Raw genomic sequence first — 23500 nt, 5'->3', positions numbered from 1 at the left:
TTTTAGGTTTTTTATAGGTATTCGTGGTAAAATAATAATACAGATTTTTATGAGGAGGTCGGATTTTCTTGGAACGTCAATTTGAAATTGTCTCAGCGTATTCCCCGCAAGGTGATCAGCCGGTAGCTATAGAGAAGCTTGTAGAGGGAATTAATAGTGGAAAGAAAAAGCAAGTGTTGCTTGGAGCGACAGGAACGGGTAAGACATTTACGATTTCAAATGTCATTAAAGAAGTGCAAAAGCCAACACTTGTTATGGCTCATAATAAAACGTTAGCAGGGCAGTTGTATAGTGAGTTGAAAGACTTTTTCCCGAATAATGCAGTTGAATATTTTGTTAGTTACTACGATTATTATCAGCCAGAAGCGTATGTGCCGCAAACAGATACGTTTATTGAAAAAGATGCGCAGATTAATGATGAAATTGATAAATTGCGTCACTCGGCAACGTCTGCATTATTTGAACGGGACGATGTAATTATCGTTGCGAGTGTTTCGTGTATATATGGCTTAGGTTCTCCAGAAGAATACCGCGAGCTAGTTGTTTCGCTTCGAGTTGGTATGGAAAAAGACCGCAATCAATTGCTTCGTGAACTTGTTGATGTACAGTATGGACGTAATGATATTGATTTCAAGCGTGGTACATTCCGTGTACGCGGAGATGTAGTTGAAATCTTCCCGGCATCACTTGATGAGCATTGTATTCGAATTGAATTTTTCGGTGATGAAATCGATCGTATTCGTGAAGTAAATGCGTTAACAGGTGAAGTATTAGCAGAACGTGATCATGTAGCAATCTTCCCAGCATCTCACTTCGTTACACGTGAAGAGAAAATGAAGGTCGCTATTGAAAATATCGAAAAAGAATTAGAAGAGCGTTTAAAGGAGTTAAATGATAACGGTAAGTTGTTAGAAGCGCAGCGTATAGAGCAACGTACACGTTATGATTTAGAAATGATGCGCGAGATGGGCTTTTGTTCAGGTATTGAAAACTACTCCCGTCATTTAACACTTCGTCCAGCGGGGGCAACGCCGTATACGTTATTAGACTATTTCCCGAAAGATTTCTTAATCGTTATGGATGAGTCGCACGTATCAGTACCGCAAGTAAGAGCGATGTATAACGGTGACCAAGCACGTAAACAAGTGCTTGTGGATCATGGATTCCGTCTGCCATCGGCTTTAGATAATAGGCCGCTTACGTTTGATGAGTTTGAAGAGAAAACGAATCAAGTTATTTATGTTTCGGCAACGCCAGGACCGTACGAGTTAGAGCAGTCACCAGAAGTAATAGAACAAATTATTCGTCCAACAGGACTTTTAGATCCGCCAATTGATATACGACCAATTGAAGGGCAAATTGACGATTTATTAGGAGAGATTCAAGATCGCATTGCAAAAAATGAACGTGTATTAATTACGACTTTAACGAAGAAAATGTCAGAGGATTTAACGGATTACTTAAAAGATGTAGGAATTAAAGTTAACTATCTTCACTCTGAAATTAAAACGTTAGAACGTATTGAAATTATCCGTGATCTTCGCCTCGGTAAATTTGATGTACTTGTCGGCATTAACTTATTGCGAGAAGGATTAGATATTCCGGAAGTATCACTTGTCGCTATTTTAGATGCTGATAAGGAAGGATTTTTGCGTTCAGAACGTTCATTAATTCAAACAATTGGTCGTGCCGCGCGTAATGAAAACGGCCGCGTTATTATGTATGCAGATCGTATAACGAAATCTATGGGGATTGCGATTGAAGAAACGAAGCGTCGTCGTAGTATACAAGAAGCTTACAATGAAGAGCATGGTATTACACCGAAAACGATTCAAAAAGGCGTTCGTGATGTTATCCGTGCAACGACAGCTGCTGAAGAGACAGAAACATACGAAGCAACTCCTTCTAAGAAAATGACGAAAAAAGAGCGCGAAAAGACAATTGCGAAGATGGAAGCAGAGATGAAAGAAGCAGCAAAAGCGTTAGACTTCGAGCGTGCAGCTGAACTAAGAGATTTACTATTAGAATTAAAAGCGGAAGGGTGAAAAAAGTGAGTAAGAGCAAGGATTTTATCGTTGTAAAAGGTGCTAGAGCACATAACTTAAAAAATATTGATGTAACCATTCCGAGAAATCAGCTTGTCGTTGTAACGGGATTGTCTGGTTCGGGGAAATCATCATTAGCATTTGATACGATTTATGCAGAAGGGCAGCGCAGATACGTAGAATCATTATCTGCGTATGCGCGCCAGTTTTTAGGACAAATGGATAAGCCGGATGTGGACACGATTGAAGGATTGTCACCAGCGATTTCAATCGATCAAAAAACGACGAGTCGTAATCCACGTTCAACTGTCGGAACGGTAACGGAGATTTATGATTATTTACGTTTATTATTTGCGCGAATTGGTACGCCAATTTGTCCAAATCATGGGATTGAAATTACATCACAAACAGTAGAGCAGATGGTAGACCGTGTTCTTGAATATCCTGAACGTACGAAATTACAAGTGTTAGCTCCTATCGTGTCTGGGCGTAAAGGTGCACATGTGAAAGTACTTGAAGATATTAAGAAGGAAGGATATGTTCGTGTACGTGTTGATGGTGAAATGCTTGATGTATCTGAGGATATTACGTTAGATAAAAATAAGAAGCATTCCATTGAAGTTGTAATTGACCGTATTGTTGTAAAAGAAGGAATCGCAAGCCGTCTTGCTGATTCACTTGAAAGTGCATTAAAGCTTGGCGGAGGCCGAGTGTTAATTGATGTAATGGGAGAAGAGGAACTTCTATTTAGTGAACATCATGCTTGTCCGCATTGTGGTTTTTCAATCGGAGAATTAGAGCCGCGTATGTTCTCATTCAACAGTCCGTTCGGAGCATGTCCTTCTTGTGATGGACTTGGTTCAAAGCTAGAGGTAGATTTAGAGCTTGTTATCCCGAACTGGGATTTATCATTAAATGAACATGCAATTGCACCTTGGGAACCGACAAGTTCACAATATTACCCGCAACTTTTACAATCTGTATGTAATCACTACGGCGTTGATATGGATGTGCCTGTGAAAAATATACCGAAAGATTTATTTGATAAAGTGTTGTACGGAAGCGGGGAAGAGAAGGTTTATTTCCGCTATGTAAATGAATTTGGTCAAGTAAAGGAAAATGAGATTTTATTTGAAGGTGTTATTCCAAACATTGAACGTCGTTATCGTGAAACGAGCTCCGATTACATTCGTGAGCAAATGGAAAAGTATATGGCAGAACAAGCTTGTCCGAAGTGTAAAGGTGGACGCTTAAAGCCTGAGAGCTTAGCTGTATTTGTTGGCAATAAAACGATTGCTGACGTAACGAAGTATTCAGTTCAAGAAGTACAAGAATTCTTCTCGAATGTAGAGCTAACGGAGAAGCAACAAAAAATAGCTCATTTAATTTTAAGAGAAATTCAGGAGCGCGTTGGGTTCTTAGTGAACGTTGGTTTAGATTATTTAACGTTAAGTCGTGCCGCAGGAACTTTATCAGGTGGTGAGGCGCAGCGTATTCGTTTAGCGACGCAAATTGGTTCTCGTCTAACTGGCGTACTTTATATTCTTGATGAACCTTCAATTGGTTTACACCAGCGTGATAACGATCGTCTTATTCGTACATTGCAAGAAATGCGCGATTTAGGTAATACGTTAATTGTTGTTGAACATGATGAAGATACGATGATGGCTGCTGACTATTTACTTGATATAGGGCCTGGTGCAGGTATTCACGGTGGACAGGTCGTTTCAGCAGGGACGCCGGCTGAAGTGATGCAAGATGATAATTCATTAACAGGGAAGTATTTAAGCGGTAAAGAGTTTATTCCAGTTCCACTTGAAAGACGTAAAGGTGATGGACGTAAAGTAGAGATTGTCGGCGCAAAAGAGAATAACTTAAAGAATGCGAAAATGTCATTCCCGCTTGGTACGTTTGTAGCGGTAACAGGGGTATCTGGTTCTGGTAAAAGTACGATGATTAATGAAGTACTATATAAATCGCTAGCTCAAAAGTTATATAAAGCGAAAGCGAAGCCAGGTACTCATAAAGAGATTAAAGGTCTTGAACATTTAGATAAGGTAATTGATATTGATCAATCACCAATCGGTCGTACACCACGTTCTAATCCAGCGACGTATACAGGTGTATTCGATGATATTCGTGATGTGTTTGCACAAACGAATGAAGCGAAAGTGCGCGGATATCAAAAAGGACGTTTCAGCTTTAATGTAAAAGGTGGACGTTGTGAAGCGTGCCGTGGTGATGGAATTATTAAAATCGAAATGCACTTCTTACCAGACGTATACGTTCCGTGTGAAGTTTGTCATGGTAAACGTTACAACCGTGAAACGTTAGAAGTGAAATATAAAGATAAGAATATTTCTGAAGTGTTAGGGATGACAATTGAAGATGGAGTAGAGTTCTTTGCTAATATCCCAAAAATTAAGCGTAAACTTCAAACGCTTGTAGACGTTGGGCTTGGTTATATGAAATTAGGTCAACCAGCAACAACATTATCTGGTGGGGAAGCACAGCGTGTGAAATTAGCTTCTGAATTACACCGTCGCTCTACAGGACGTACGTTATACATTTTAGATGAACCAACGACTGGTTTGCATGCGCATGATATTGCACGTCTTCTAGAAGTGTTGCAACGTCTTGTTGAGAGCGGTGAGACGGTACTTGTAATTGAACATAATTTAGATGTGATAAAAACAGCTGATTATATAGTTGACCTTGGACCAGAGGGTGGAGATAAAGGTGGACAAATCGTTGCTTCCGGAACGCCAGAGCAAGTAGTGAAAGAAGAGCGCTCGTACACAGGTAAATATTTAAAAGAGATTTTAAATCGTGATAAAGCAAGAATGAAAGAGAAAATAAAAGAAGTAGAATTATCGCAATAAGTTTATTGATGAAAACCGGGTGGAAATGACGCTCGGTTTTTATTGTATAGGGGGAGAAGATGAAGTTTTTAGAGGTGTTAAGGAAGAAAAATATGAAGGTAAGAGAGTTTCAAAATTGGGGTGTATATTTTCGGAAGCGCTGGGAGGATAACTTTGCAAATCATTTAAGTGATGAAGAAAAAGAAGACATTTTTCTTTATGGAGATAAGTATGGATGTGATTATCTATGGCACATATTTAGTTATGAGAAAAAGAAGTGTTTAGAGGGGAAAGAAGCAAAGAACGCGTTTCATAATGAAGTGAAAAAGGAGTGCTACATTTTCTATCAACACTGTGATGAGGTACTGTTAATAAAGGATGCGAGTTTGTTACATATGGATGATATATTGTGTGAGAGGGACGATGCGTATAAAGGTGATATCTATATTGTAGATAAAGAGTTCACTTGGACTTTTGTAAAAACTCATGAACATAGATGGTGCGGCCCTTATTTTACTAAGAAATGTTAGTAGGTATACAAGCATGAAAGATAGAATAAGTTGATATAAGTGTTCGTATCATACTTGCGTTTATTATCTATTAGCGTATGATGAAATATATATGTTTAAAAGGATGTGTGACGAAATGAGATGGATTGTATCACTTCTTGTAAATAGCGTTGTGTTAATCGCTGTATCGGGACTTTTAAAAGGGATTGCACCAGATGCATTTTACGTAGCAAATATACAAACTGCAATTATTGCGAGTATTATATTGGCGGTTTTAAATGTGTTCGTAAAGCCATTTTTAATTTTAATTACGCTACCAATTACTGTTGTAACTTTCGGCTTCTTCTTAATTGTTATTAATGCGATTACGTTAAAAATAGCAGATTCATTATTAGGAGATGCTTTTAATATATCAGGATTTGGTGTAGCGATTGTTGCGGCAATTTGTATTTCAATTTTTAATATGATAATTGAAAAGGCAATTGTTGAGCCTCTATATGAAAAAAAGAGAAAGTGACAAAAAGAAAAACATTTCATTATTCGTATGAAATGTTTTTTTCTATTTATTAGAAACCGTATTTCTTGTTTTCAGAAAAAAATGGTACAATATCCGATAGAATGGAATTTTACATCAAACGAGACTGAACCCGCAGCGGAGTGGAGGTTTATACATATGCCGAAAGTAAGGACAAAAGATTTAATTGAACAATTTCAATTGGAGTTAATCAGTGGTGAAGAAGGTATTCATCGTCCAATTGATACAAGTGATTTATCACGACCTGGAATTGAAATGGCAGGATTTTTTACATACTATCCAGCAGATCGTGTGCAGCTTCTTGGTAAAACGGAGCTTACTTTCTTTGACACGTTAACGTCAGAGCAAAAACAAGAGAGAATGAAAGCGCTTTGTACTGAGGAGACGCCATGTATTATTGTAACTCGTAATCAAGATGTACCAGATGAGTTATTACAAGCATCACGTGAATCAGGTATGCCTTTATTACGTTCTTCTCAAACGACAACGAGATTATCAAGTCGTTTAACAAACTATTTAGAAGGTAAGTTAGCACCAACAACAGCTGTTCATGGTGTGTTAGTAGATATTTACGGCGTTGGTGTTTTAATTACAGGTCAAAGTGGTGTTGGTAAAAGTGAGACAGCTCTTGAGCTTGTAAAGCGTGGTCACCGTCTTGTTGCGGATGATAGTGTAGAAATTCGTCAAGAAGATGAAGACATGTTAGTCGGAAGTTCACCAGATTTAATTGAGCATTTATTAGAAATTCGTGGTCTAGGCATTATTAACGTTATGACGTTATTCGGTGCAGGGGCAGTGCGAAATTATAAGCGTATTACACTTGTTATTAATCTTGAAATTTGGGATCAAAAGAAAAATTACGATCGCTTAGGTCTTGATGAAGAGAAGATGAAGATTATTGATACAGAACTTACGAAGATTACACTTCCAGTTCGTCCTGGTCGAAACTTGGCTGTTATTATTGAAGTAGCAGCGATGAACTTCCGTTTGAAACGTATGGGAGTCAATGCAGCACAGCAGTTCTCTGAACGATTAATGAGTGCAATTGAGTTAGGAAATCAGGAGTAAACTTTGGAGAGGGAGGTCATATACATATGCTGTTAGCTTCTGTACCACAGCTTGACCGTGTAGCTATCCAACTTGGGCCGTTTCCTGTGTATTGGTACGGGATTATTATCGGTACAGGTGTGCTATTAGGTCTTTGGCTGGCAACTCGCGAGGGAGAAAGGCTAGGTATTCCAAAAGATACATTTGTTGACCTTGTATTAATTGCAGTACCGATCGCTATTCTTTTTGCGAGAATGTACTATGTTATTTTTGAATGGGAATATTACGCACAAAATCCGAGTCAAATTATTAATATTCGTCAAGGTGGTTTGGCGATTCATGGTGGTTTAATCGGAGCTGTTATTACCGGAATTCTTTTTGCGAAGCGACGCGGGGTTTCCTTCTGGAAGTTGGCTGATATTGCTGCACCAAGTATTTTACTAGGACAAGCAATTGGCCGATGGGGAAACTTTATGAACCAAGAGGCGCATGGTGATGAAGTAACGAGACAGTTTTTAGAAGGTCTTCATTTACCAGATTTCATTATTAATCAAATGTATATTGAGGGTGTGTACTATCATCCGACGTTTTTATATGAATCATTATGGAATTTTGCAGGCGTAATTTTACTACTTGCATTAAGAAAAGTGAATTTACGTCGCGGGGAGTTATTCTTCACATATTTAATTTGGTATTCAGTAGGACGCTTCTTCGTAGAAGGCTTACGTACAGATAGTTTAATGCTAGGACCACTTCGTATTGCACAAGTAATGTCAATTGGACTTGTTGTTATTTCTATTATTTTCATTATTGTGAGACGAAAAATGGGGCAAGCTGATAAAAGATATTTAGAAAATTAGAGACAAGTAGCATCTTATTATAAGATGCTGCTTCTTTCATATTCAGGAAGGCGAAAGGACTAAGGCGATGAGAATAAATACCGTGTTATTTGATTTAGATGGAACTTTAATTAATACAAATGAACTTATTATTTCTTCGTTTTTACATACTTTAAATACATATTATCCAAATCAATATAAGCGTGAAGATGTGTTGCCATTTATCGGTCCATCTTTGCATGATACTTTCAGCAAGATTGATGAAAGTAAGGTTGAAGAGATGATTACTAGCTATCGCAAATTTAACCATGATCATCATGATGAATTAGTAGAAGAATATGAAACTGTATATGAAACAGTTCGAGAGTTGAAGAAGCAAGGTTATAAAGTTGGTATTGTTACAACGAAAGCGAGACAAACCGTTGAGATGGGATTACAGTTCTCAAAGCTTGATGAATTTTTTGATGTTGTCGTGACAATTGATGATGTAGAGCATGTGAAACCACATCCGGAGCCACTTCAAAAAGCGCTTGAATTATTAGATGCAAAACCAGAAGAGGCATTGATGGTTGGGGATAATCATCATGATATTGTCGGTGGTCAAAATGCGGGGACGAAAACAGCTGCGGTTTCATGGACGTTGAAAGGTAGAGCGTATTTGGAGGCTTACAAGCCGGAATTTATGCTAGATAAAATGAGTGATTTGTTACCGATTTTGTCTAATATGAACCGTTCATAAAGGTCCAAGTAAGTTAGTAGAGGAGCGAGCTAAGTGCGACGGACAACGCGCTATCCTGTTTCAGGAGAAAATTCGTTATGGAATGTGTATAAAACAGTGTCTTTTTGGAAGGTAATGAAAAACTTTATTATTATCCAAATTGCGCGTTACACGCCATTTTTATCCGTAAAAAATTGGTTGTACCGCACTTTTTTACGGATGAAAGTAGGAAAGAAAACATCATTTGCGCTTATGGTAATGCCGGATATTATGTTCCCAGAAAAGATAACTGTGGGAGAGAATTCGATTATTGGCTATAACACAACGCTTTTAGCACATGAATATTTAATTCGTGAATATCGACTTGGCGAAATCGTCATTGGAAATGAAGTAATGATTGGAGCGAATGTAACAATATTACCAGGTGTGAAAATTGGAGACGGTGCGACTGTCTCAGCTGGCACACTTGTTCATAGAGATGTACCGAGCGGTGCTTTCGTAGGTGGAAATCCAATGCGTATTATTTATACGAAAGAGCAAATGACCGCAAGAGAAGGTTCATGGTGAAAATGTAACATTTCTCCTCTTTTTTTATGAATAAAAAGGAAATAATTGAGTATAATATACTGTTTTGTTTTTTACGGAATCGTTTATACTTATAGATAGAAGAATGTGTGAACGAAGAAAACAAAAAACTGGAGGATATATGGGGAAAAATCAAAGGATATATAAGGAGAACGGACAAGTTATCTCTTTTAATCAATTAGCGGACTTCTTTTATAAAAAAGGGATGAGAGCTTACAAAGGACAAAAATTGCAAGATGCAATTAAATATTTTCGAAGAGCGGCACAAAGTGAGAAGGAGCCGTTTATTTTATGTCAATTAGCATCAGTATTATCTGAGGCTGGTGAATATCAAGAATCGAATCAAATCTTCTTAAAGTTAGTTAGATCTAATCCAGAACTTGAACAGTGCTATTATTTTATTGCAAATAATTATGCATATATGGGGTTATTTCAACAGGCTAAGAAATATGCAGATCGTTATTTAGAAGTTGCAAAAGAGAAGGAATTCGTAGAAGATACGTTAGAACTTCTTGAGATTATGGAAGAAGAAGCAATGGGTGCGGAAGAGATTGAAGATGAAGATGATTTAATTGTTATGCAGGAAGAAGCGAATCGCTATATTCGTAATGGACAATTGGAAGAAGCAATTGCTACATTAGAAATTGTTACGAAAGATTATCCGGAATTTTGGTCAGGTCATAATAATTTAGCCATTGCACATTTTCAATCTGGTAATGTAGACAAAGCACTGAAGTTAACAGAAATGATTTTGGAGAAAAATCCTGGCAATATACATGCGCTTTGTAATACGCTTATTTTTCTATATTCAATTGGAGAGCATAAACAAGTAGAAGCATTAGCGGGACAGCTAGTTTCGGTATATCCGATTTCATTTGAACATCGTTTGAAACTGGGAACTACACTTGCAACAATTGGTTATTTCGAGCATGCATATAAGTGGTTCAAACTATTAAAGCGTCAAGGATATGAGGGAGACGTTAGTTTTTATTATTGGTTTGCATATTCTGCGTATATGGTGAAAGATCAGCAACTAGCTGAAAAAATGTGGCAATATGTCGTGGAATTACATCCTGATAAAAAGGGAAAAGAACCGTGGAATGCGCTGAATTTAGCAGATGAAGGGCAAAACGTGTTATTTGAAGAATTACGAAAATCATTTCAGCAAAGTGCGACGCTAGAAGAACAAATGCTAGCTTTATATTTAATGAATGAATTGTCAACGCCGGAGAAGGTTGGATTCTTCTTTGATATAACGCAAGCGAAGAACGGTGTTCCCATCGTATCGCAACTTGCAAAGTACTTCTTTTTACTTAATAGTCATAAGAGTATTCCAGCTGATTTACAGCAATTTGAGCAGTGCGCGAGAATTGCGGATGCATTATACAATTATACGAAAAAAGATGATGAATTAATTGAAGAGTGTTTACACTTTTGGTTTTGTACGTTCATACGTTTATATACATCTGGAGACATATTTACAAATGTGTACGGCTGGTCAGCTGCGATTGAATACATTGTACGCGGCGAACAAGGAAATAAAATGACACAGTCGGAGCTTGGAGATGTATATAATGTATCTGTAGCGACTGTCCGAAAGTATGTGCAAGCTGTTAAGCGTACGCACACATAAGATAAGCAAATCATTGGGAAAAAAATGATGCTAACAGTATAATGAGGGTAACTTAATTGTGTAGGAATGGATAGGAGTGAATAGTGTGTCAGAAGAAAAAATTTATGATGTCGTTATTATTGGTGCAGGACCAGCTGGTATGACAGCTGCAGTATATACATCTCGTGCAAATTTAAGCACATTAATGCTTGAGCGTGGTATTCCAGGTGGCCAAATGGCAAACACGGAAGATGTAGAAAACTACCCAGGTTATGAGTCTATTTTAGGACCAGATTTATCAAATAAAATGTTTGAGCATGCGAAGAAATTTGGTGCTGAATATGCATACGGTGATGTGAAAGAAGTCATCGATGGTAAAGAATACAAAACAATTATTGCTGGTAAAAAAGAATATAAAGCACGTGCAATTATCGTTGCAAGCGGTGCAGAGTATAAAAAAATTGGTGTACCGGGTGAAACAGAACTTGGCGGCCGCGGTGTATCATATTGTGCAGTATGTGACGGAGCATTCTTTAAAGGAAAAGAGCTTATCGTAATTGGTGGCGGAGATTCTGCTGTTGAAGAGGGTGTGTTCTTAACACGCTTCGCATCAAAAGTAACGATCGTTCACCGTCGTGACACGCTTCGTGCACAGAAAATTTTACAAGACCGTGCTTTCCAAAACGAAAAAGTAGATTTCATTTGGAATCACACTATAAAAGAAATCAACGAAGCAAGTGGTAAAGTAGGAAGTGTAACACTTGTGGACGTAAATAGTGGAGAAGAGAAAGAAGTCAAAACTGACGGCGTATTCGTATACATCGGTATGTTACCTTTATCAAAACCATTTGTTGAACTAGGTATTACAAATGAAAATGGTTACCTTGAAACGAACGAGCGTATGGAAACGAAAATCCCTGGTATTTTCGCAGCTGGTGATGTTCGTGAAAAAATGCTTCGTCAAATTGTAACTGCAACAGGTGACGGTAGTATTGCAGCGCAAAGTGCACAACATTACGTAGAAGAATTATTAGAGGAATTAAAAACTGTATCAGAAAAATAAGGGATAATATACCTTTTGAGAAGAAAGCTACCGACAGGAGCTTTCTTCTTTTTTTGTGTGAAAATGTCAAAGTTTTGTCAAAAAATATAAGGATTATAAGCTTTCTTATTGATATACTGGACTTTACGGAAAAAATCACTATAAGAAATGAGGAATTTATTCAGTATGGAATGGCGTAATATATATCGTGGATTTTGTATGGGCGTTAGTGATTTAATTCCTGGTGTGAGCGGCGGTACAATCGCTGTTGTGTTAGGGATTTATGAACAATTGCTTGCGGCAATTAGTGGATTCTTTAGTCGTGAATGGAAAAAACATTTAGGATTTTTAATTCCCCTTGCAGCTGGTGTGGCAGCTGCATTTTTAACGTTAAGTCACGTTATTAAATATTTACTTGCAAATCATTATGAACCGACTCAATTTTTCTTCCTCGGTTTAATTATTAGTATATTACCGATGTTAATGAGGGAAGCTGATGCAAAGTCGTCGTTTAAAGGTAAGCACATCGTTTTATTAATAGTTGCAGCAATTCTTGTTGCGATTACAGCTTTCTTTAAACCAGATAAGGCAGCAGATCCGATTACGACGTTAACAATTTTAAATGCAATTGGTTTATTTTTCGCAGGATGGATGGCTAGTATGGCCATGCTGCTTCCTGGGATTAGTGGATCGTTTATTTTATTAATTATTGGTGTGTATCCAACAGCAATTAACGCTTTAACTACACTTAACTTACCTTTAATCGTGGTTATCGGTGCTGGTGTTATGGTTGGATTTGTTGTAAGTAGTAAAGGTATTAGTTTTTTATTAGATCGTTATAAAAGTATGACATTTGCGGCAATTATTGGACTTGTAATCGGTTCGATTGTAATTGTATTCCCAGGGATTCCGACTGGTGGATTTTCAATTATAAGTTCAATCATTACCTTTATTTTAGGATTTGCGATTGTTACTTATTTCGGTAAGAAATAAGGGCTTTAATCCCCTTGGCGATAAAAATCGTTAAGGGGATTTTTCATGCTATTCATTAAAAGTATAAGCATTTACATTGCTTGTTATAGAAAGCTTTTTAAAATTGCTGAGTAGCATATGCTTAGCGAAAGAGGACTGGCTCCTTCGTTGTAGCAAACTGTTTTTGATAGTATAATGAAAGAAGTATGCAGTGAGGAATTTTACTGCAAGTAGCTGAGGTGAAGAAACATGCAAAGAGTGACAAACTGTGTGTTAATTAGAGATAATGAAGTACTCTTACTCCAAAAACCTCGCCGAAATTGGTGGGTTGCACCAGGCGGGAAAATGGAGCGTGGTGAGACTGTAAGAGATTCCGTTGTTCGCGAATATCGCGAAGAAACAGGTATTTATTTGAAAAATCCAGCGTTAAAGGGGGTCTTCACCTTTGTCATCCAAGAAGGTGATAAAGTTGTTTCTGAATGGATGATGTTCTCCTTTTTAGCGACAGATTTTGCAGGAGAAAACAAACTAGAGAGCGAAGAAGGCATCATTGGTTGGCATACATTTGATAAAATTGATGATTTAGCAATGGCGCCAGGAGATTATCACATTATTGATTATTTAATTAAAGGAAATGGCATAATCTACGGTACATTTGTATATACCCCAGATTTTGAGTTGCTTTCATATCGATTAGATCCGAGTTAAACCGTCAAGGAGAGGATACGATGACAGAGAATAATGATATAAAAATGGTAATTATTACAGGGATGTCTGGAGCTGGAAAAACAGTAGCTTTACAAAGTTTTGAAGATTTAGGATATTTTTGTGTAGATAATTTACCACCGATGTTATTGCCAAAGTTTATTGAGCTTATGGCGGATTCAAAAGGGAAAATGAATAAAGTGGCACTTGGTATTGATTTACGTGGCCGCGAGTTTTTCGAACATTTATGGGGAGCACTTGATGATTTATCAGAACGTACATGGATTATTCCTCATATTTTATTTTTAGATGCGAAAGATAGTACGCTTGTAACTCGTTATAAAGAAACGAGACGTTCGCATCCACTTGCACCAACTGGTTTGCCATTAAAGGGAATCGAAGCAGAGCGCAATTTATTAACAGATATGAAGGCACGAGCGAATATTGTGCTTGATACATCGGATTTAAAACCAAAAGAATTACGTGAAAAAATTGTTCACTTGTTCTCAACAGAAACTGAGCAAGCATTTCGTGTAAATGTTATGTCATTTGGATTTAAGTACGGTATTCCAATTGATGCAGATTTAGTATTTGATGTTCGTTTTTTACCAAATCCATATTACATTCCACACATGAAGCCATTAACAGGACTAGATGAAGAAGTTTCTTCGTATGTACTGAAATTTAATGAGACACATAAGTTTTTAGAGAAGTTGACGGATCTGATTACTTTCATGCTGCCTCATTATAAAAGAGAAGGCAAAAGTCAACTTGTAATTGCAATTGGATGTACAGGTGGACAGCATCGTTCTGTTACGCTTACAGAATACCTTGGGAAACATTTGAAACCAGAGTATAGTGTTCATGTATCTCATCGTGATGTGGAGAAGAGAAAGGGCCATTAAGGGATGAAAAAAGAGAGAAAGCCTAAAATTGTCATCATGGGAGGCGGAACTGGACTCTCTGTTTTATTAAGAGGATTAAAGCAATATCCTGTTGATATTACAGCAGTTGTTACAATCGCTGATGATGGTGGTAGTTCGGGTAGATTACGTGATGAGCTAGAAATTCCACCTCCAGGTGACATCCGTAACGTACTTGTTGCGTTATCGGATGTAGAGCCACTGGTGGAAGCTTTATTTCAGCACCGTTTCACAACAGGAGACGGACTGAAAGGTCATGCGTTAGGAAATCTATTGTTGGCAGGTATGACCTCGATTACAGGCGACTTTTTCCATGCAATTACAGAAACAAGTAAAGTATTAAATGTCAGAGGACGTGTATTACCAGCAGCGAATCAAAGTGCGGTACTTCATGCGGAACTTGAAGATGGAGAAATTGTAACAGGTGAATCAAAGATTCCTTATTACGGAAAGAAGATTAATCGCGTCTTTTTGACTCCAGAAGATGTAGAGCCATTGCATGAAACGTTGGCTGAGATTAAACGAGCTGATTTACTTGTTTTCGGCCCAGGAAGTTTGTATACGAGTATATTACCCAATTTAGTTGTTAACAAAATTGGAGACGCTGTTCTTGCTGCAAAGGCGAAGAAGGTATATGTATGTAACGTTATGACACAAGCGGGTGAAACGATGGGATATACTGCTTTTGATCATGTGCAGGCGTTACACGATCATTTAGGGCAACCATTTATCAATACTGCAATTGTAAATAACCGTGAGATTCCTTGTGAATTACGTAAGTTATATGATGAAGAAATGTCTACACCAGTTGTAGTGGATGAAGAACGTTTTGTTGAAAATAATATTGATGTTATTCAAGAGGGATTAGCGAAGTATGATGATCATGTTGTAAGGCATGATACGTTAAAGTTAGCTTCGATTTTATATTCATTGTTATAAATATGCGTTGCCTCGTTTGAGGTAGCGCTCCTCATTCATATAGGACAAGAATTTTGTTCCGCAATAATCGTATAAGGAGGTGTTGACTGTGTCATTTGCATCAGAAACAAAGAAAGAGTTGACGAATCTTGAGATGAAGGAATGCTGTGAGAAAGCAGAATTATCAGCGCTACTTCGAATGAACGGGTCGCTTTCTTTTTCAAACCGTCGTCTATCTATCGATATTCAAACGGAAAATGCGGCAATTGCAAGAAGGATTTATACGCTTTTGAAAAAAGGATATGACGTGACGGTAGAATTGCTTGTTCGTAAAAAAATGCGCTTGAAGAAAAATAATGTATATATTGTGCGGCTTGTTGAGAAGTCTCGTGAAATATTAGCTGATCTTCATATCGTTCGAGATGACTTTTCATTTATTCGAAATATATCACAAGAATTGATTGAGAAGAAATGTTGTAAACGATCGTATTTACGCGGAGCATTTTTAGCAGGTGGTTCAGTAAATAACCCAGAAACATCATCTTATCATTTAGAAATCTTTTCGTTATATAAGGAACATAATGATGCTATATGTGAACTGATGAACGGATTTGATTTAAATAGTAAGACGCTGGAGAGAAGAAAAGGGTACATTACGTATTTGAAAGAAGCAGAAAAAATTACAGAGTTTTTAAATATTATAGGTGCTCATAATGCACTTTTAAGATTTGAAGATATTCGAATCGTACGTGATATGCGTAATTCTGTAAATCGTTTAGTGAACTGCGAAACAGCTAATTTAAATAAAACAATTGGTGCAGCACTAAGGCAGATTGAAAATATTCGTTACATTGATGAGACAGTTGGTCTTGATATATTGCCGGATAAACTACAAGAGATTGCACAATTACGAAGAGATTATCAAGATGTAACATTGAAAGAGTTAGGTGAGATGGTATCCGGGGGGAAGATTAGTAAGTCGGGTATTAATCATCGTTTGCGTAAAATCGATGAAATTGCAGAGAAATTACGCGCGGGGGAAACGGTAGCAAAAAAATAAGAGGTTAAAGGGGAAATGGAGCTGTGGTTCAAAAAAGAGTTCAGGTTTCATTAAAAAACGGTTTACAAGCACGTCCGGCTGCGTTGTTTGTACAAGAGGCAAATCGCTTTCATGCAGATATCTTCATCGAGAAAGATGGAAAGACAGTAAATGCAAAGAGCATAATGGGGATTATGAGCTTAGCAATTGGAACTGGAAGCATGATAACAATTACAACAGAAGGTTCAGATGCAGAAGAGGCTTTAGAAGCATTAGCTGCATATGTACAATAAAAAGCTATCGCGTATATGCGATAGCTTTTTTGTTTTGTTGTCTGTACGAATTAGCGGGGAGGGGTATTTAAGGGGTACGTGCTTGTCGAGAATTGTCGGTAAGTCGATAAGTGGTGTCGAAACGTCGATATATTAAAATAATCGCCGATATAATCGGAGTTACGGTCGATATATTTGAAAAATCGCTGATATATTTAGGTAAATACCAAGGTGGGTATCCAGACGGAGGTGCATGATAATAAAAAAGCGCCCTGTAATAGGGCGCTTTTTTATGTATCTAGCTTCAGCGGCTAGAATCTCCGGTTGTTTCGCCCCTTCATTCGAGGCAAAAAGCGCCTCGGAATCAGGTGCTCCATCGCCCTGCGATTCTAAACGAGCCGCTTTCGCTTTAAATTAATTAACGATTTGTAAAGATTTTATCGATTAAACCGTATTCTAAAGCTTTTTCTGCTGTCATGAAGTTGTCGCGGTCTGTGTCGCGTTGTAGTACTTCAAGTGGTTGACCAGTGCGGTCAGCAAGAATTTGGTTTAGTTTTTCACGTAAGAATAGGATACGTTTTGCAGCGATTTCGATTTCAGTCGCTTGACCTTGTGCTCCGCCAAGTGGTTGGTGAATCATTACTTCACTGTTTGGAAGTGCATAACGTTTTCCTTTTTCACCTGCTGCAAGTAAGAATGCACCCATAGATGCTGCCATACCGATACAGATTGTTGATACTTGTGGCTTAATAAACTGCATTGTATCATAGATTGCCATACCTGCTGTGATAGAACCACCAGGGCTGTTGATGTAGATGTGAATATCTTTTTCTGGATCTTGAGATTCCAAGAATAAAAGCTGGGAAACGATTGAGTTAGCTACGTTGTCATCAATTGCACTACCAAGCATAATGATGCGGTCTTTTAATAGTCGAGAGTAAATATCGTAAGCGCGTTCTCCACGATTTGTTTGTTCAATTACTGTAGGAATTAAATTCATCTGTTATTTCCTCCTTATAAAGCTTTCTTAGTCTTATAATACAATTATGGTCAATAAAGGTCAAACGAAACCACTTTAAATCAAAAAAATATGTAGTTGTACCATGAAATATTCGCTATGTTTTCGAAATTCCCTGCTTATGTATCTTCAACATCATAACCGAATTACATAAATTTAAACGTTATGAAAACTGGAGAAAAAAGAAAAGAACGCCTTTTAACTGAAGCGTTCTTTCGATAATTAGTCTTTTAAAAGATAGGTTACTTTATTTAAAATCTTTTCGATTTGTTTCGCGTTTTTACTATACATTTCGCTTGCTGATTTCGACTTTGTTTCTAGGGAAAATAGTTCAAGATCAGCATGACATTTTTTTAAAGATGCTAATAATAAAGGTTTGTTTTGAGGAGAAGGCATTTGGAGTTTGTCATTGTAAATGTCGATAGTAAGTTGTCCGTATGAATCCACTTGACCGAGGAAGACATTTTCAATAACAACACCGAGTTTTTCTAATTCTGAATGTAGCCAAGCGCGGTTATGTCCGCTTGCTGAAAGAGGTTCATCTAGTACATTTCCATCCATAATAACAGTTTGTGGTTCTTTCTCGTTTGGTACTTTTAAACCGATGTCTTTTGCTGTAAGTGGCTGGGAATCTTTCTTTAATAATACATTTAATTCTCCGCTCGGTTCTAAGACAGCAAATTCGACTTCAGCTACGCTGAACGCACTTTTTCCACGGAGAAGTTCCAGTAATTCGTCACTCGTATATTTTTCTTTCTTTAAGTTATCTTCGAGTATCTTTCCGTCTTTTATTAATACGGTAGATTTCCCTTCAAAGAAGTCCCGAGCTGTTTTGTTCTTTAAAGAGAGGATTCCTGTTAAAAAAGGTACCACAGCGAAAATGAGTATCGCAAAGACGCCGTGAAAAAATTTTGAATCGAGCCCTGTAGATACTTGGGCAGCGATGTCACCAATCGTCATTCCGGCTATGTATTCAAAAAAGGAAAGCTGAGAGATTTGTCTTTTGCCTAACCATTTCGTAATAGCGAATAAAATAATTAATATGAATACAGAGCGAAGAATGACAAGTGTCCATTCCGGCAGGTGAGACATAGTCGTTTCCTCCAGTCTACTTAAAACCCTTTATATTGAGGTTCTTCACGTTCTAATACTGAAATTCTATCCTTTAAATCAGCGATGACGCTGTCCATTTCTAACATACATTCATGAAATACGCGTTTTGATTCTTCGTCTTGTGAATTTAATGAAAGGGAGCTTAAACTTGCTTGAGCGCCCCTTACACTAGCAAGGCAAGTTTTTACGCTAGCGATAACAGTCATATAAACACCTCTTATCCTTTCGGTTTGAATAACAATGCTCCAATGAAGCCGAAAATAATAGCCGCTGATACACCGGCGCTCGTTACTTTAAACATGCCGGTAATAACGCCAACGATGCCATGTTTTGCAGCTTCTTCCATTGCGCCATGAACGAGGGCATTACCAAAGCTTGTAATAGGTACAGTTGCCCCGGCTCCAGCGAAATCAATTAATGGCTCATACAAATTAAATCCATCTAATATAGCTCCAGCAACAACGAGTGTTGCCATTGTATGAGCAGGTGTTAGTTTGCCGACATCAAACATAAGTTGGCCGATTACACATATAAGTCCGCCAATGACGAAAGCCCAGAAAAAAATCATTGCGTTGCACCTCCAAATTCAATCGAAACGGCGTGAGCGATACACGGAATCGTTTCTTCTTGTTGGAATGTAAGTGGAGATAGTAAAGCGCCTGTCGCAACGACAAGTATTTTTTTGAACTCTCCTCTTTTCATTCGGTTTAATAAATGACCGTATACGACTGTTGCGGAACATCCAGGTCCGCTAGCACCAGCTATGACAGGTTGTCCTTCTCTATAAATGATAATTCCGCAATCTTGAAATTGTTCGCTCGTTACTTTCGTTCCGTGTTTATGTAGTAAGTCATAAGCAATTTCGCGTCCTACATGTCCGAGATCGCCTGTTACGATTAAATCGTAGTAAGAGGCATCAATTTGACGTTCACGTAAATGGGCTTCAATTGTATCAACTGCAGCTGGAGCCATTGCGCCTCCCATATTAAATGGATCCGTTAATCCCATATCAACCACTCGGCCGATTGTTGCAGAGGTTACTCTTGGACCGTGTCCAGTATCGCTTAAAATAGCGGCTCCTGCTCCGGTTACTGTCCACTGTGCAGTAGGCGGCTTTTGTCCACCGTATTCGGTAGGGTAGCGGAACTGTTTTTCTACAGCTGTATTATGGCTTGAAGCTCCAGTTAATAAATATTTTGCACCTTTTGCATTTACGATACTTGCCCCAAGTGCTAAACCTTCCATAGAAGTAGAGCAAGCCCCGAATAATCCGAGATAAGGAGTCCCAAGTGTGCGGCAAGCAAAGCTTGTTGGAGTAATTTGATTAATTAAATCTCCTGCGAGTACGAATTGAATATCATCTTTACGAAGCTCTGCTTTTTCAGTAGCGCGACTACAAGCTTCTTCGAATAAAATCTTATGTGCTTTTTCATAGGAATCTTGTCCGAGCCATAAATCTTCATGAAGGATATCGAAGTCTTCTGGGATGTTCCCCTTTGCTTCAAATGGTCCACCGACAACCCCTGTTGAGATAATGACTGGTTTGTTTTCAAATACCCACGTTCGGTGTCCTTGTAACATTTATAGCCCTCCCCATTGAACGAGAATAGTTTTAATAAGTGCGATGACGAAAGCGGAAAATACACCAAATAAAATAACAGAACCAGCTAGTTTAAACATATTGCCGCCAACGCCAAGGACAAATCCTTCCGTTCGATGCTCAATACATGCGGCAATAACAGAGTTACCAAATCCAGTAACAGGTACAGCTGTACCAGCACCGGCAAACTGTCCAAAACGATCGTATATACCAAATCCAGTTAGTAACATGGAGATGAAAATGAGCGTTGCGACTGTTGGATTGCCTGCTGAGCGTTCAGTGAAATCAAAATATGTGATGTAAAAAGTAGAAATGAGTTGTCCGATGAAGCAAATAAAACCACCGACGAAAAAGGCTTTTATACAATTTTTTAAGACAGGTCGTTTCGGTTCGCGTTCTTGTTCGAATTTTTTATACTCCTGTTGTACAGGGGTTAAGTTTTTATCTTTACTAGACATTGCAATCCTTCCTTTTCTTTTAAAAAGCGTTAAGTGTTAGACTCCATTTTTTTACCAATGAATTTTAATTGTTTATTAATTTCATCTTTAGATACTTCTTTTTCCTTAATTTTTCTTTCGAGTTTTTCGAGTAACATAAAGATTTTTTTATCTGTACTGACACGAACATCGAAAGTAGGGTGCTCATCACTTAGTTGCTTTTGAAGTTTGCTGCGCAACGGCTTTAATCCAAACCTTTCGTGATGCTCAGGTGTAACTGCTATGTAGAGATCTAAATTTGAATTCACTGCTGTGCTTTTTATAATTTCATCCATAGCGAGAGCTCTTTTCTTCGCTCCTTGTGATATAGATTGATTAAAGGATTCCGTACTCGTCTTTGTTAACTTTGGGCCTTTTTCTTTCTCCGTTCGTTTTGCTTCTTCTTTCACTTTTTTATCTAAAGGACTATTATCACATCCGGTAAAAGAGCTAAATAGAAGTGCAAATAATGCGGTTATGAGGCCGAGTTTTCGCATAATTATCATTCCATTTCTATTGCAATATGTAATGTGATAGAAAAAGGATGACTGCATATCATCCTTTTTCTATTTCACAGCAAGATTGATTCGTTATTGCTGTGAGTATTGTGGTTCTTCTTGTTGGACTTCTTCAACACGTGGGTTTAAAGAATCGATAATCGTTTGTGTTTGCTGCGCAGCTGTTTGGAAAAGTTGCTTAGCTTGTTGGTTATCCGTATCAAGAGCGAATCCCTCTAAGCTAGCTTGTGCACTTTTTAATCCAGAAACAGTCTGCTTTAATTTTGTAATTACAGTCATTGAATGAAGCCCCCTTTGGAATATCAATTCAAAGATTATAATTTGTGAGTTGGGGAGAATTTATGATTGGAAAATTTAGGGGTGGAATGGATTTTATATGCTTTTAGCTAAGATGCATAAGGTATTACGGGGATATTTTTATTGATTTAGATGGATTTTATTGCTATTATTATGAGAAGAAAATGAAGTGTTTTCTATAATCATGCGCCCATAGCTCAGTCGGATAGAGCGGTGGTTTCCGGTACCACGTCTGCCGGGGGTTCGAATCCCTCTGGGCGCGTTATATAAGCTTTAATATTATTTTGTGCAGAAGCCCTTTGTGTGGTAAGTAAAAATACCACGTGCAAAGGGCTTTTTTGATGTTATTGTTAGCCTATTATTGTTTATTTACTGTTGAATCCGGAGCTGAAATTCCTAACTTACATTTTGTAGGTTAGGAATTTTTTATTTTAAAAATGTTAAAAATATGCAATTTTGCGAAGTTACCTAAAAACTTTGAATCTTGTAAATTTATAACTGTAGAGAACAACAAACAAACAAATAAATAAATAGAAAAATAAAAGGAGGAATGAAATGGTAAAGAAATTTAAATTTACAAAAGAGGAATTAGTAGCAGCATGGAAAGACCCACAAGTAAGGGAGAAATCAAAGGATTTACCGAACCATCCATCAGGGAAAGTACTAAACGAATTAAGTGAGGAAGAGTTAGCGGAAGTCCAAGGAGCATCAGATGTGCAAGTAGCTACAACACCGATGTGTGTAAGGTTAACGGTTTTACCTGCAACGTCAATTAAACTTTGTAAATAAAAATAAAAAAACAAAACGAGAGGATGAATGAAATGTCAAAAGGATACAAGTTCACAAAAGAAGAGTTAGTAGAGGCGTAGAAAGATCCACAAGTAAGAGAAAAGCTAAAAGACTTACCGAAACACCCATCTGGAAAAGCGCTAAATGAATTAAGTGAGGAAGAATTAGCGGAAATCCAAGGGGCATCAGATGTACAACCAGAAACAACACCACTTTGTGTGGGAGTAATTATAGGATTAACAACGTCAATTAAGATTTGTAAATAAAATAAAAATTAAAACGAGAGGATGAATGAAATGTCAAAAGGATACAAGTTTACAAAAGAAGAGTTAGTAGAGGCTTGGAAAGATCCACGAGTAAGAGAAAAGTTAAAAGATTTACCGAAACATCCATCGGGTAAAGCGTTAAATGAATTAAGTGAAGAAGAACTAGCGGGAATTCAAGGGGCATCAGATGTACAACCAGAAACAACACCACTTTGTGTGGGGGTAATTATAGGATTAACAACGTCAATTAAGATTTGTAAATAAAATAAAAAACCAAAACGAGAGGATGAATGAAATGTCAAAAGGATACAAGTTCACAAAAGAAGAGTTAGTAGAGGCGTGGAAAGATCCACAAGTAAGAGAAAAGCTAAAAGACTTACCGAAACACCCATCTGGAAAAGCGCTAAATGAATTAAGCGAAGAAGAACTAGCGGAAATTCAAGGGGCATCAGATGTACAACCAGAAACAACGCCACTTTGTGTGGGAGTAATTATAGGATTAACAACGTCAATTAAGATTTGTAAATAAAATAAAAACTAAAACGAGAGGATGAATGAAATGTCAAGAGAATACAAGTTCACAAAAGAAGAGTTAGTAGAGGCGTGGAAAGATCCACAAGTAAGAGAAAAGTTAAAAGACTTACCGAAACACCCATCTGGAAAAGCGCTAAATGAATTAAGTGAGGAAGAATTAGCGGAAATTCAAGGGGCATCAGATGTACAACCAGAAACAACACCACTTTGTGTGGGAGTAATTATAGGATTAACAACGTCAATTAAGATTTGTAAATAAAATAAAAA

General features: G+C 37.6%; 28 protein-coding genes, 1 tRNA gene and 1 pseudogene. 22 read left to right on the top strand and 8 right to left on the bottom strand.

Annotated features, from left to right (window positions below; genetic code table 11):
- Positions 1-68: 68 nt before the first annotated feature.
- The 16 genes from uvrB to ACK1U5_RS21285 all read left to right on the top strand — a co-directional run bounded on the left by uvrB (position 69) and on the right by ACK1U5_RS21285 (position 16643).
- Positions 69-2045, top strand: a complete 1977-nt coding sequence (uvrB, locus tag ACK1U5_RS21360; protein ID WP_000441060.1) for an excinuclease ABC subunit B — start codon at positions 69-71, stop codon at positions 2043-2045.
- Positions 2046-2050: 5 nt separating this feature from the next.
- Positions 2051-4927, top strand: coding sequence for an excinuclease ABC subunit UvrA (gene uvrA / locus ACK1U5_RS21355; protein ID WP_000045558.1), 2877 nt, complete (start codon positions 2051-2053; stop codon positions 4925-4927).
- A 59-nt stretch (positions 4928-4986) separates the two neighbouring features.
- On the top strand, positions 4987-5436 hold the full coding sequence (locus ACK1U5_RS21350; RefSeq protein WP_113710557.1) for a DUF4275 family protein: 450 nt from the start codon (positions 4987-4989) through the stop codon (positions 5434-5436).
- 115 nt (positions 5437-5551) lie between these two features.
- Positions 5552-5932 carry a phage holin family protein gene (locus tag ACK1U5_RS21345; RefSeq protein ID WP_001267308.1) on the top strand — a complete coding sequence of 127 codons (381 nt, stop codon included), beginning with the start codon at positions 5552-5554 and terminating at the stop codon, positions 5930-5932.
- Positions 5933-6088: 156 nt separating this feature from the next.
- A complete protein-coding gene (hprK, locus tag ACK1U5_RS21340) occupies positions 6089-7018 on the top strand; it encodes an HPr(Ser) kinase/phosphatase (RefSeq protein ID WP_001127250.1) in 930 nt (309 codons plus the stop codon).
- 26 nt (positions 7019-7044) lie between these two features.
- Entirely contained in the window at positions 7045-7857 is an 813-nt protein-coding gene (gene lgt, locus ACK1U5_RS21335) for a prolipoprotein diacylglyceryl transferase (protein WP_000922848.1), read from the top strand.
- A gap of 67 nt (positions 7858-7924) precedes the next feature.
- On the top strand, positions 7925-8575 hold the full coding sequence (gene ppaX, locus ACK1U5_RS21330) for a pyrophosphatase PpaX (protein ID WP_069605368.1): 651 nt from the start codon (positions 7925-7927) through the stop codon (positions 8573-8575).
- 33 nt (positions 8576-8608) lie between these two features.
- Entirely contained in the window at positions 8609-9121 is a 513-nt protein-coding gene (locus tag ACK1U5_RS21325) for an acyltransferase (RefSeq protein ID WP_001255070.1), read from the top strand.
- A gap of 139 nt (positions 9122-9260) precedes the next feature.
- Positions 9261-10772, top strand: coding sequence for a tetratricopeptide repeat protein (locus ACK1U5_RS21320; RefSeq protein ID WP_000517720.1), 1512 nt, complete (start codon positions 9261-9263; stop codon positions 10770-10772).
- 85 nt (positions 10773-10857) lie between these two features.
- Complete coding sequence (trxB, locus tag ACK1U5_RS21315; protein WP_001288078.1) at positions 10858-11814, top strand: thioredoxin-disulfide reductase; 957 nt, start codon at positions 10858-10860, stop codon at positions 11812-11814.
- 165 nt (positions 11815-11979) lie between these two features.
- The gene (locus tag ACK1U5_RS21310; protein ID WP_000455196.1) at positions 11980-12786 is read left to right on the top strand and encodes a DUF368 domain-containing protein; all 807 of its coding nucleotides are present in this window, start codon (positions 11980-11982) and stop codon (positions 12784-12786) included.
- A gap of 228 nt (positions 12787-13014) precedes the next feature.
- Positions 13015-13473 carry an NUDIX hydrolase gene (locus ACK1U5_RS21305; protein WP_001190080.1) on the top strand — a complete coding sequence of 153 codons (459 nt, stop codon included), beginning with the start codon at positions 13015-13017 and terminating at the stop codon, positions 13471-13473.
- Positions 13474-13493: 20 nt separating this feature from the next.
- Positions 13494-14375: an RNase adapter RapZ gene (rapZ, locus tag ACK1U5_RS21300; protein WP_000138459.1), complete on the top strand. Its 882-nt coding sequence runs from the start codon at positions 13494-13496 to the stop codon at positions 14373-14375.
- A gap of 3 nt (positions 14376-14378) precedes the next feature.
- On the top strand, positions 14379-15332 hold the full coding sequence (locus ACK1U5_RS21295) for a gluconeogenesis factor YvcK family protein (RefSeq protein WP_000712186.1): 954 nt from the start codon (positions 14379-14381) through the stop codon (positions 15330-15332).
- An 88-nt stretch (positions 15333-15420) separates the two neighbouring features.
- On the top strand, positions 15421-16371 hold the full coding sequence (whiA, locus tag ACK1U5_RS21290; RefSeq protein ID WP_000006560.1) for a DNA-binding protein WhiA: 951 nt from the start codon (positions 15421-15423) through the stop codon (positions 16369-16371).
- Positions 16372-16394: 23 nt separating this feature from the next.
- On the top strand, positions 16395-16643 hold the full coding sequence (locus tag ACK1U5_RS21285) for an HPr family phosphocarrier protein (protein WP_000250307.1): 249 nt from the start codon (positions 16395-16397) through the stop codon (positions 16641-16643).
- A gap of 397 nt (positions 16644-17040) precedes the next feature.
- Here ACK1U5_RS21285 and clpP read toward each other — a convergent pair whose 3' ends face one another.
- The 8 genes from clpP to ACK1U5_RS21245 form a co-directional block, all read right to left on the bottom strand.
- A complete protein-coding gene (clpP, locus tag ACK1U5_RS21280) occupies positions 17041-17622 on the bottom strand; it encodes an ATP-dependent Clp endopeptidase proteolytic subunit ClpP (protein ID WP_001049162.1) in 582 nt (193 codons plus the stop codon).
- Between the two features lie 240 nt (positions 17623-17862).
- Positions 17863-18732, bottom strand: coding sequence for a DUF421 domain-containing protein (locus ACK1U5_RS21275; RefSeq protein WP_000018924.1), 870 nt, complete (start codon positions 18730-18732; stop codon positions 17863-17865).
- Positions 18733-18752: 20 nt separating this feature from the next.
- On the bottom strand, positions 18753-18959 hold the full coding sequence (locus ACK1U5_RS21270) for a DUF1657 domain-containing protein (RefSeq protein ID WP_000215909.1): 207 nt from the start codon (positions 18957-18959) through the stop codon (positions 18753-18755).
- Between the two features lie 11 nt (positions 18960-18970).
- Positions 18971-19321: a stage V sporulation protein AE gene (gene spoVAE, locus ACK1U5_RS21265; RefSeq protein WP_000575919.1), complete on the bottom strand. Its 351-nt coding sequence runs from the start codon at positions 19319-19321 to the stop codon at positions 18971-18973.
- On the bottom strand, positions 19318-20334 hold the full coding sequence (spoVAD, locus tag ACK1U5_RS21260) for a stage V sporulation protein AD (RefSeq protein WP_000938972.1): 1017 nt from the start codon (positions 20332-20334) through the stop codon (positions 19318-19320). The genes spoVAE and spoVAD overlap by 4 nt, the downstream gene beginning before the upstream one ends.
- Complete coding sequence (gene spoVAC, locus ACK1U5_RS21255) at positions 20335-20811, bottom strand: stage V sporulation protein AC (RefSeq protein WP_000095399.1); 477 nt, start codon at positions 20809-20811, stop codon at positions 20335-20337.
- A gap of 29 nt (positions 20812-20840) precedes the next feature.
- Entirely contained in the window at positions 20841-21326 is a 486-nt protein-coding gene (locus ACK1U5_RS21250; protein WP_001228546.1) for a YhcN/YlaJ family sporulation lipoprotein, read from the bottom strand.
- A gap of 93 nt (positions 21327-21419) precedes the next feature.
- On the bottom strand, positions 21420-21626 hold the full coding sequence (locus tag ACK1U5_RS21245; protein ID WP_000216166.1) for a DUF1657 domain-containing protein: 207 nt from the start codon (positions 21624-21626) through the stop codon (positions 21420-21422).
- Positions 21627-21830: 204 nt separating this feature from the next.
- Between ACK1U5_RS21245 and ACK1U5_RS21240 the strand changes: the two genes are divergently transcribed.
- The 6 genes and pseudogenes from ACK1U5_RS21240 to ACK1U5_RS21215 all read left to right on the top strand — a co-directional run bounded on the left by ACK1U5_RS21240 (position 21831) and on the right by ACK1U5_RS21215 (position 23492).
- Positions 21831-21906 (top strand) — tRNA-Arg (locus ACK1U5_RS21240).
- Positions 21907-22199: 293 nt separating this feature from the next.
- Positions 22200-22433: a mersacidin/lichenicidin family type 2 lantibiotic gene (locus ACK1U5_RS21235; protein WP_000239231.1), complete on the top strand. Its 234-nt coding sequence runs from the start codon at positions 22200-22202 to the stop codon at positions 22431-22433.
- Between the two features lie 92 nt (positions 22434-22525).
- A pseudogene (locus ACK1U5_RS21230) lies at positions 22526-22699 on the top strand (mersacidin family lantibiotic); the annotation flags it as partial.
- A 30-nt stretch (positions 22700-22729) separates the two neighbouring features.
- The gene (locus ACK1U5_RS21225) at positions 22730-22963 is read left to right on the top strand and encodes a mersacidin family lantibiotic (protein WP_113710558.1); all 234 of its coding nucleotides are present in this window, start codon (positions 22730-22732) and stop codon (positions 22961-22963) included.
- A gap of 31 nt (positions 22964-22994) precedes the next feature.
- On the top strand, positions 22995-23228 hold the full coding sequence (locus tag ACK1U5_RS21220; RefSeq protein WP_000033704.1) for a mersacidin family lantibiotic: 234 nt from the start codon (positions 22995-22997) through the stop codon (positions 23226-23228).
- 30 nt (positions 23229-23258) lie between these two features.
- A complete protein-coding gene (locus ACK1U5_RS21215) occupies positions 23259-23492 on the top strand; it encodes a mersacidin family lantibiotic (protein WP_113710559.1) in 234 nt (77 codons plus the stop codon).
- Positions 23493-23500: the final 8 nt, after the last annotated feature.

It is taken from the genome of Bacillus sp. XB1 (assembly GCF_053557995.1).
Note: the sequence above shows the minus strand (reverse complement) of the source record. Positions and strands in the feature narration are given on the sequence as shown.

Bases quoted from the DNA above. Each gene is read 5' to 3' on its own strand.
- ACK1U5_RS21350 (WP_113710557.1), top strand. From the start codon at position 4,987: ATGAAGTTTTTAGAGGTGTTAAGGAAGAAAAATATGAAGGTAAGAGAG.
- ACK1U5_RS21345 (WP_001267308.1), top strand. From the start codon at position 5,552: ATGAGATGGATTGTATCACTTCTTGTAAATAGCGTTGTGTTAATCGCT.
- hprK (WP_001127250.1), top strand. From the start codon at position 6,089: ATGCCGAAAGTAAGGACAAAAGATTTAATTGAACAATTTCAATTGGAG.
- lgt (WP_000922848.1), top strand. From the start codon at position 7,045: ATGCTGTTAGCTTCTGTACCACAGCTTGACCGTGTAGCTATCCAACTT.
- ppaX (WP_069605368.1), top strand. From the start codon at position 7,925: ATGAGAATAAATACCGTGTTATTTGATTTAGATGGAACTTTAATTAAT.
- ACK1U5_RS21320 (WP_000517720.1), top strand. From the start codon at position 9,261: ATGGGGAAAAATCAAAGGATATATAAGGAGAACGGACAAGTTATCTCT.
- ACK1U5_RS21310 (WP_000455196.1), top strand. From the start codon at position 11,980: ATGGAATGGCGTAATATATATCGTGGATTTTGTATGGGCGTTAGTGAT.
- ACK1U5_RS21305 (WP_001190080.1), top strand. From the start codon at position 13,015: ATGCAAAGAGTGACAAACTGTGTGTTAATTAGAGATAATGAAGTACTC.
- rapZ (WP_000138459.1), top strand. From the start codon at position 13,494: ATGACAGAGAATAATGATATAAAAATGGTAATTATTACAGGGATGTCT.
- ACK1U5_RS21295 (WP_000712186.1), top strand. From the start codon at position 14,379: ATGAAAAAAGAGAGAAAGCCTAAAATTGTCATCATGGGAGGCGGAACT.
- clpP (WP_001049162.1), bottom strand. From the start codon at position 17,622: ATGAATTTAATTCCTACAGTAATTGAACAAACAAATCGTGGAGAACGC.
- ACK1U5_RS21275 (WP_000018924.1), bottom strand. From the start codon at position 18,732: ATGTCTCACCTGCCGGAATGGACACTTGTCATTCTTCGCTCTGTATTC.
- ACK1U5_RS21270 (WP_000215909.1), bottom strand. From the start codon at position 18,959: ATGACTGTTATCGCTAGCGTAAAAACTTGCCTTGCTAGTGTAAGGGGC.
- spoVAE (WP_000575919.1), bottom strand. From the start codon at position 19,321: ATGATTTTTTTCTGGGCTTTCGTCATTGGCGGACTTATATGTGTAATC.
- spoVAD (WP_000938972.1), bottom strand. From the start codon at position 20,334: ATGTTACAAGGACACCGAACGTGGGTATTTGAAAACAAACCAGTCATT.
- spoVAC (WP_000095399.1), bottom strand. From the start codon at position 20,811: ATGTCTAGTAAAGATAAAAACTTAACCCCTGTACAACAGGAGTATAAA.
- ACK1U5_RS21250 (WP_001228546.1), bottom strand. From the start codon at position 21,326: ATGCGAAAACTCGGCCTCATAACCGCATTATTTGCACTTCTATTTAGC.
- ACK1U5_RS21245 (WP_000216166.1), bottom strand. From the start codon at position 21,626: ATGACTGTAATTACAAAATTAAAGCAGACTGTTTCTGGATTAAAAAGT.
- ACK1U5_RS21235 (WP_000239231.1), top strand. From the start codon at position 22,200: ATGGTAAAGAAATTTAAATTTACAAAAGAGGAATTAGTAGCAGCATGG.
- ACK1U5_RS21225 (WP_113710558.1), top strand. From the start codon at position 22,730: ATGTCAAAAGGATACAAGTTTACAAAAGAAGAGTTAGTAGAGGCTTGG.
- ACK1U5_RS21220 (WP_000033704.1), top strand. From the start codon at position 22,995: ATGTCAAAAGGATACAAGTTCACAAAAGAAGAGTTAGTAGAGGCGTGG.
- ACK1U5_RS21215 (WP_113710559.1), top strand. From the start codon at position 23,259: ATGTCAAGAGAATACAAGTTCACAAAAGAAGAGTTAGTAGAGGCGTGG.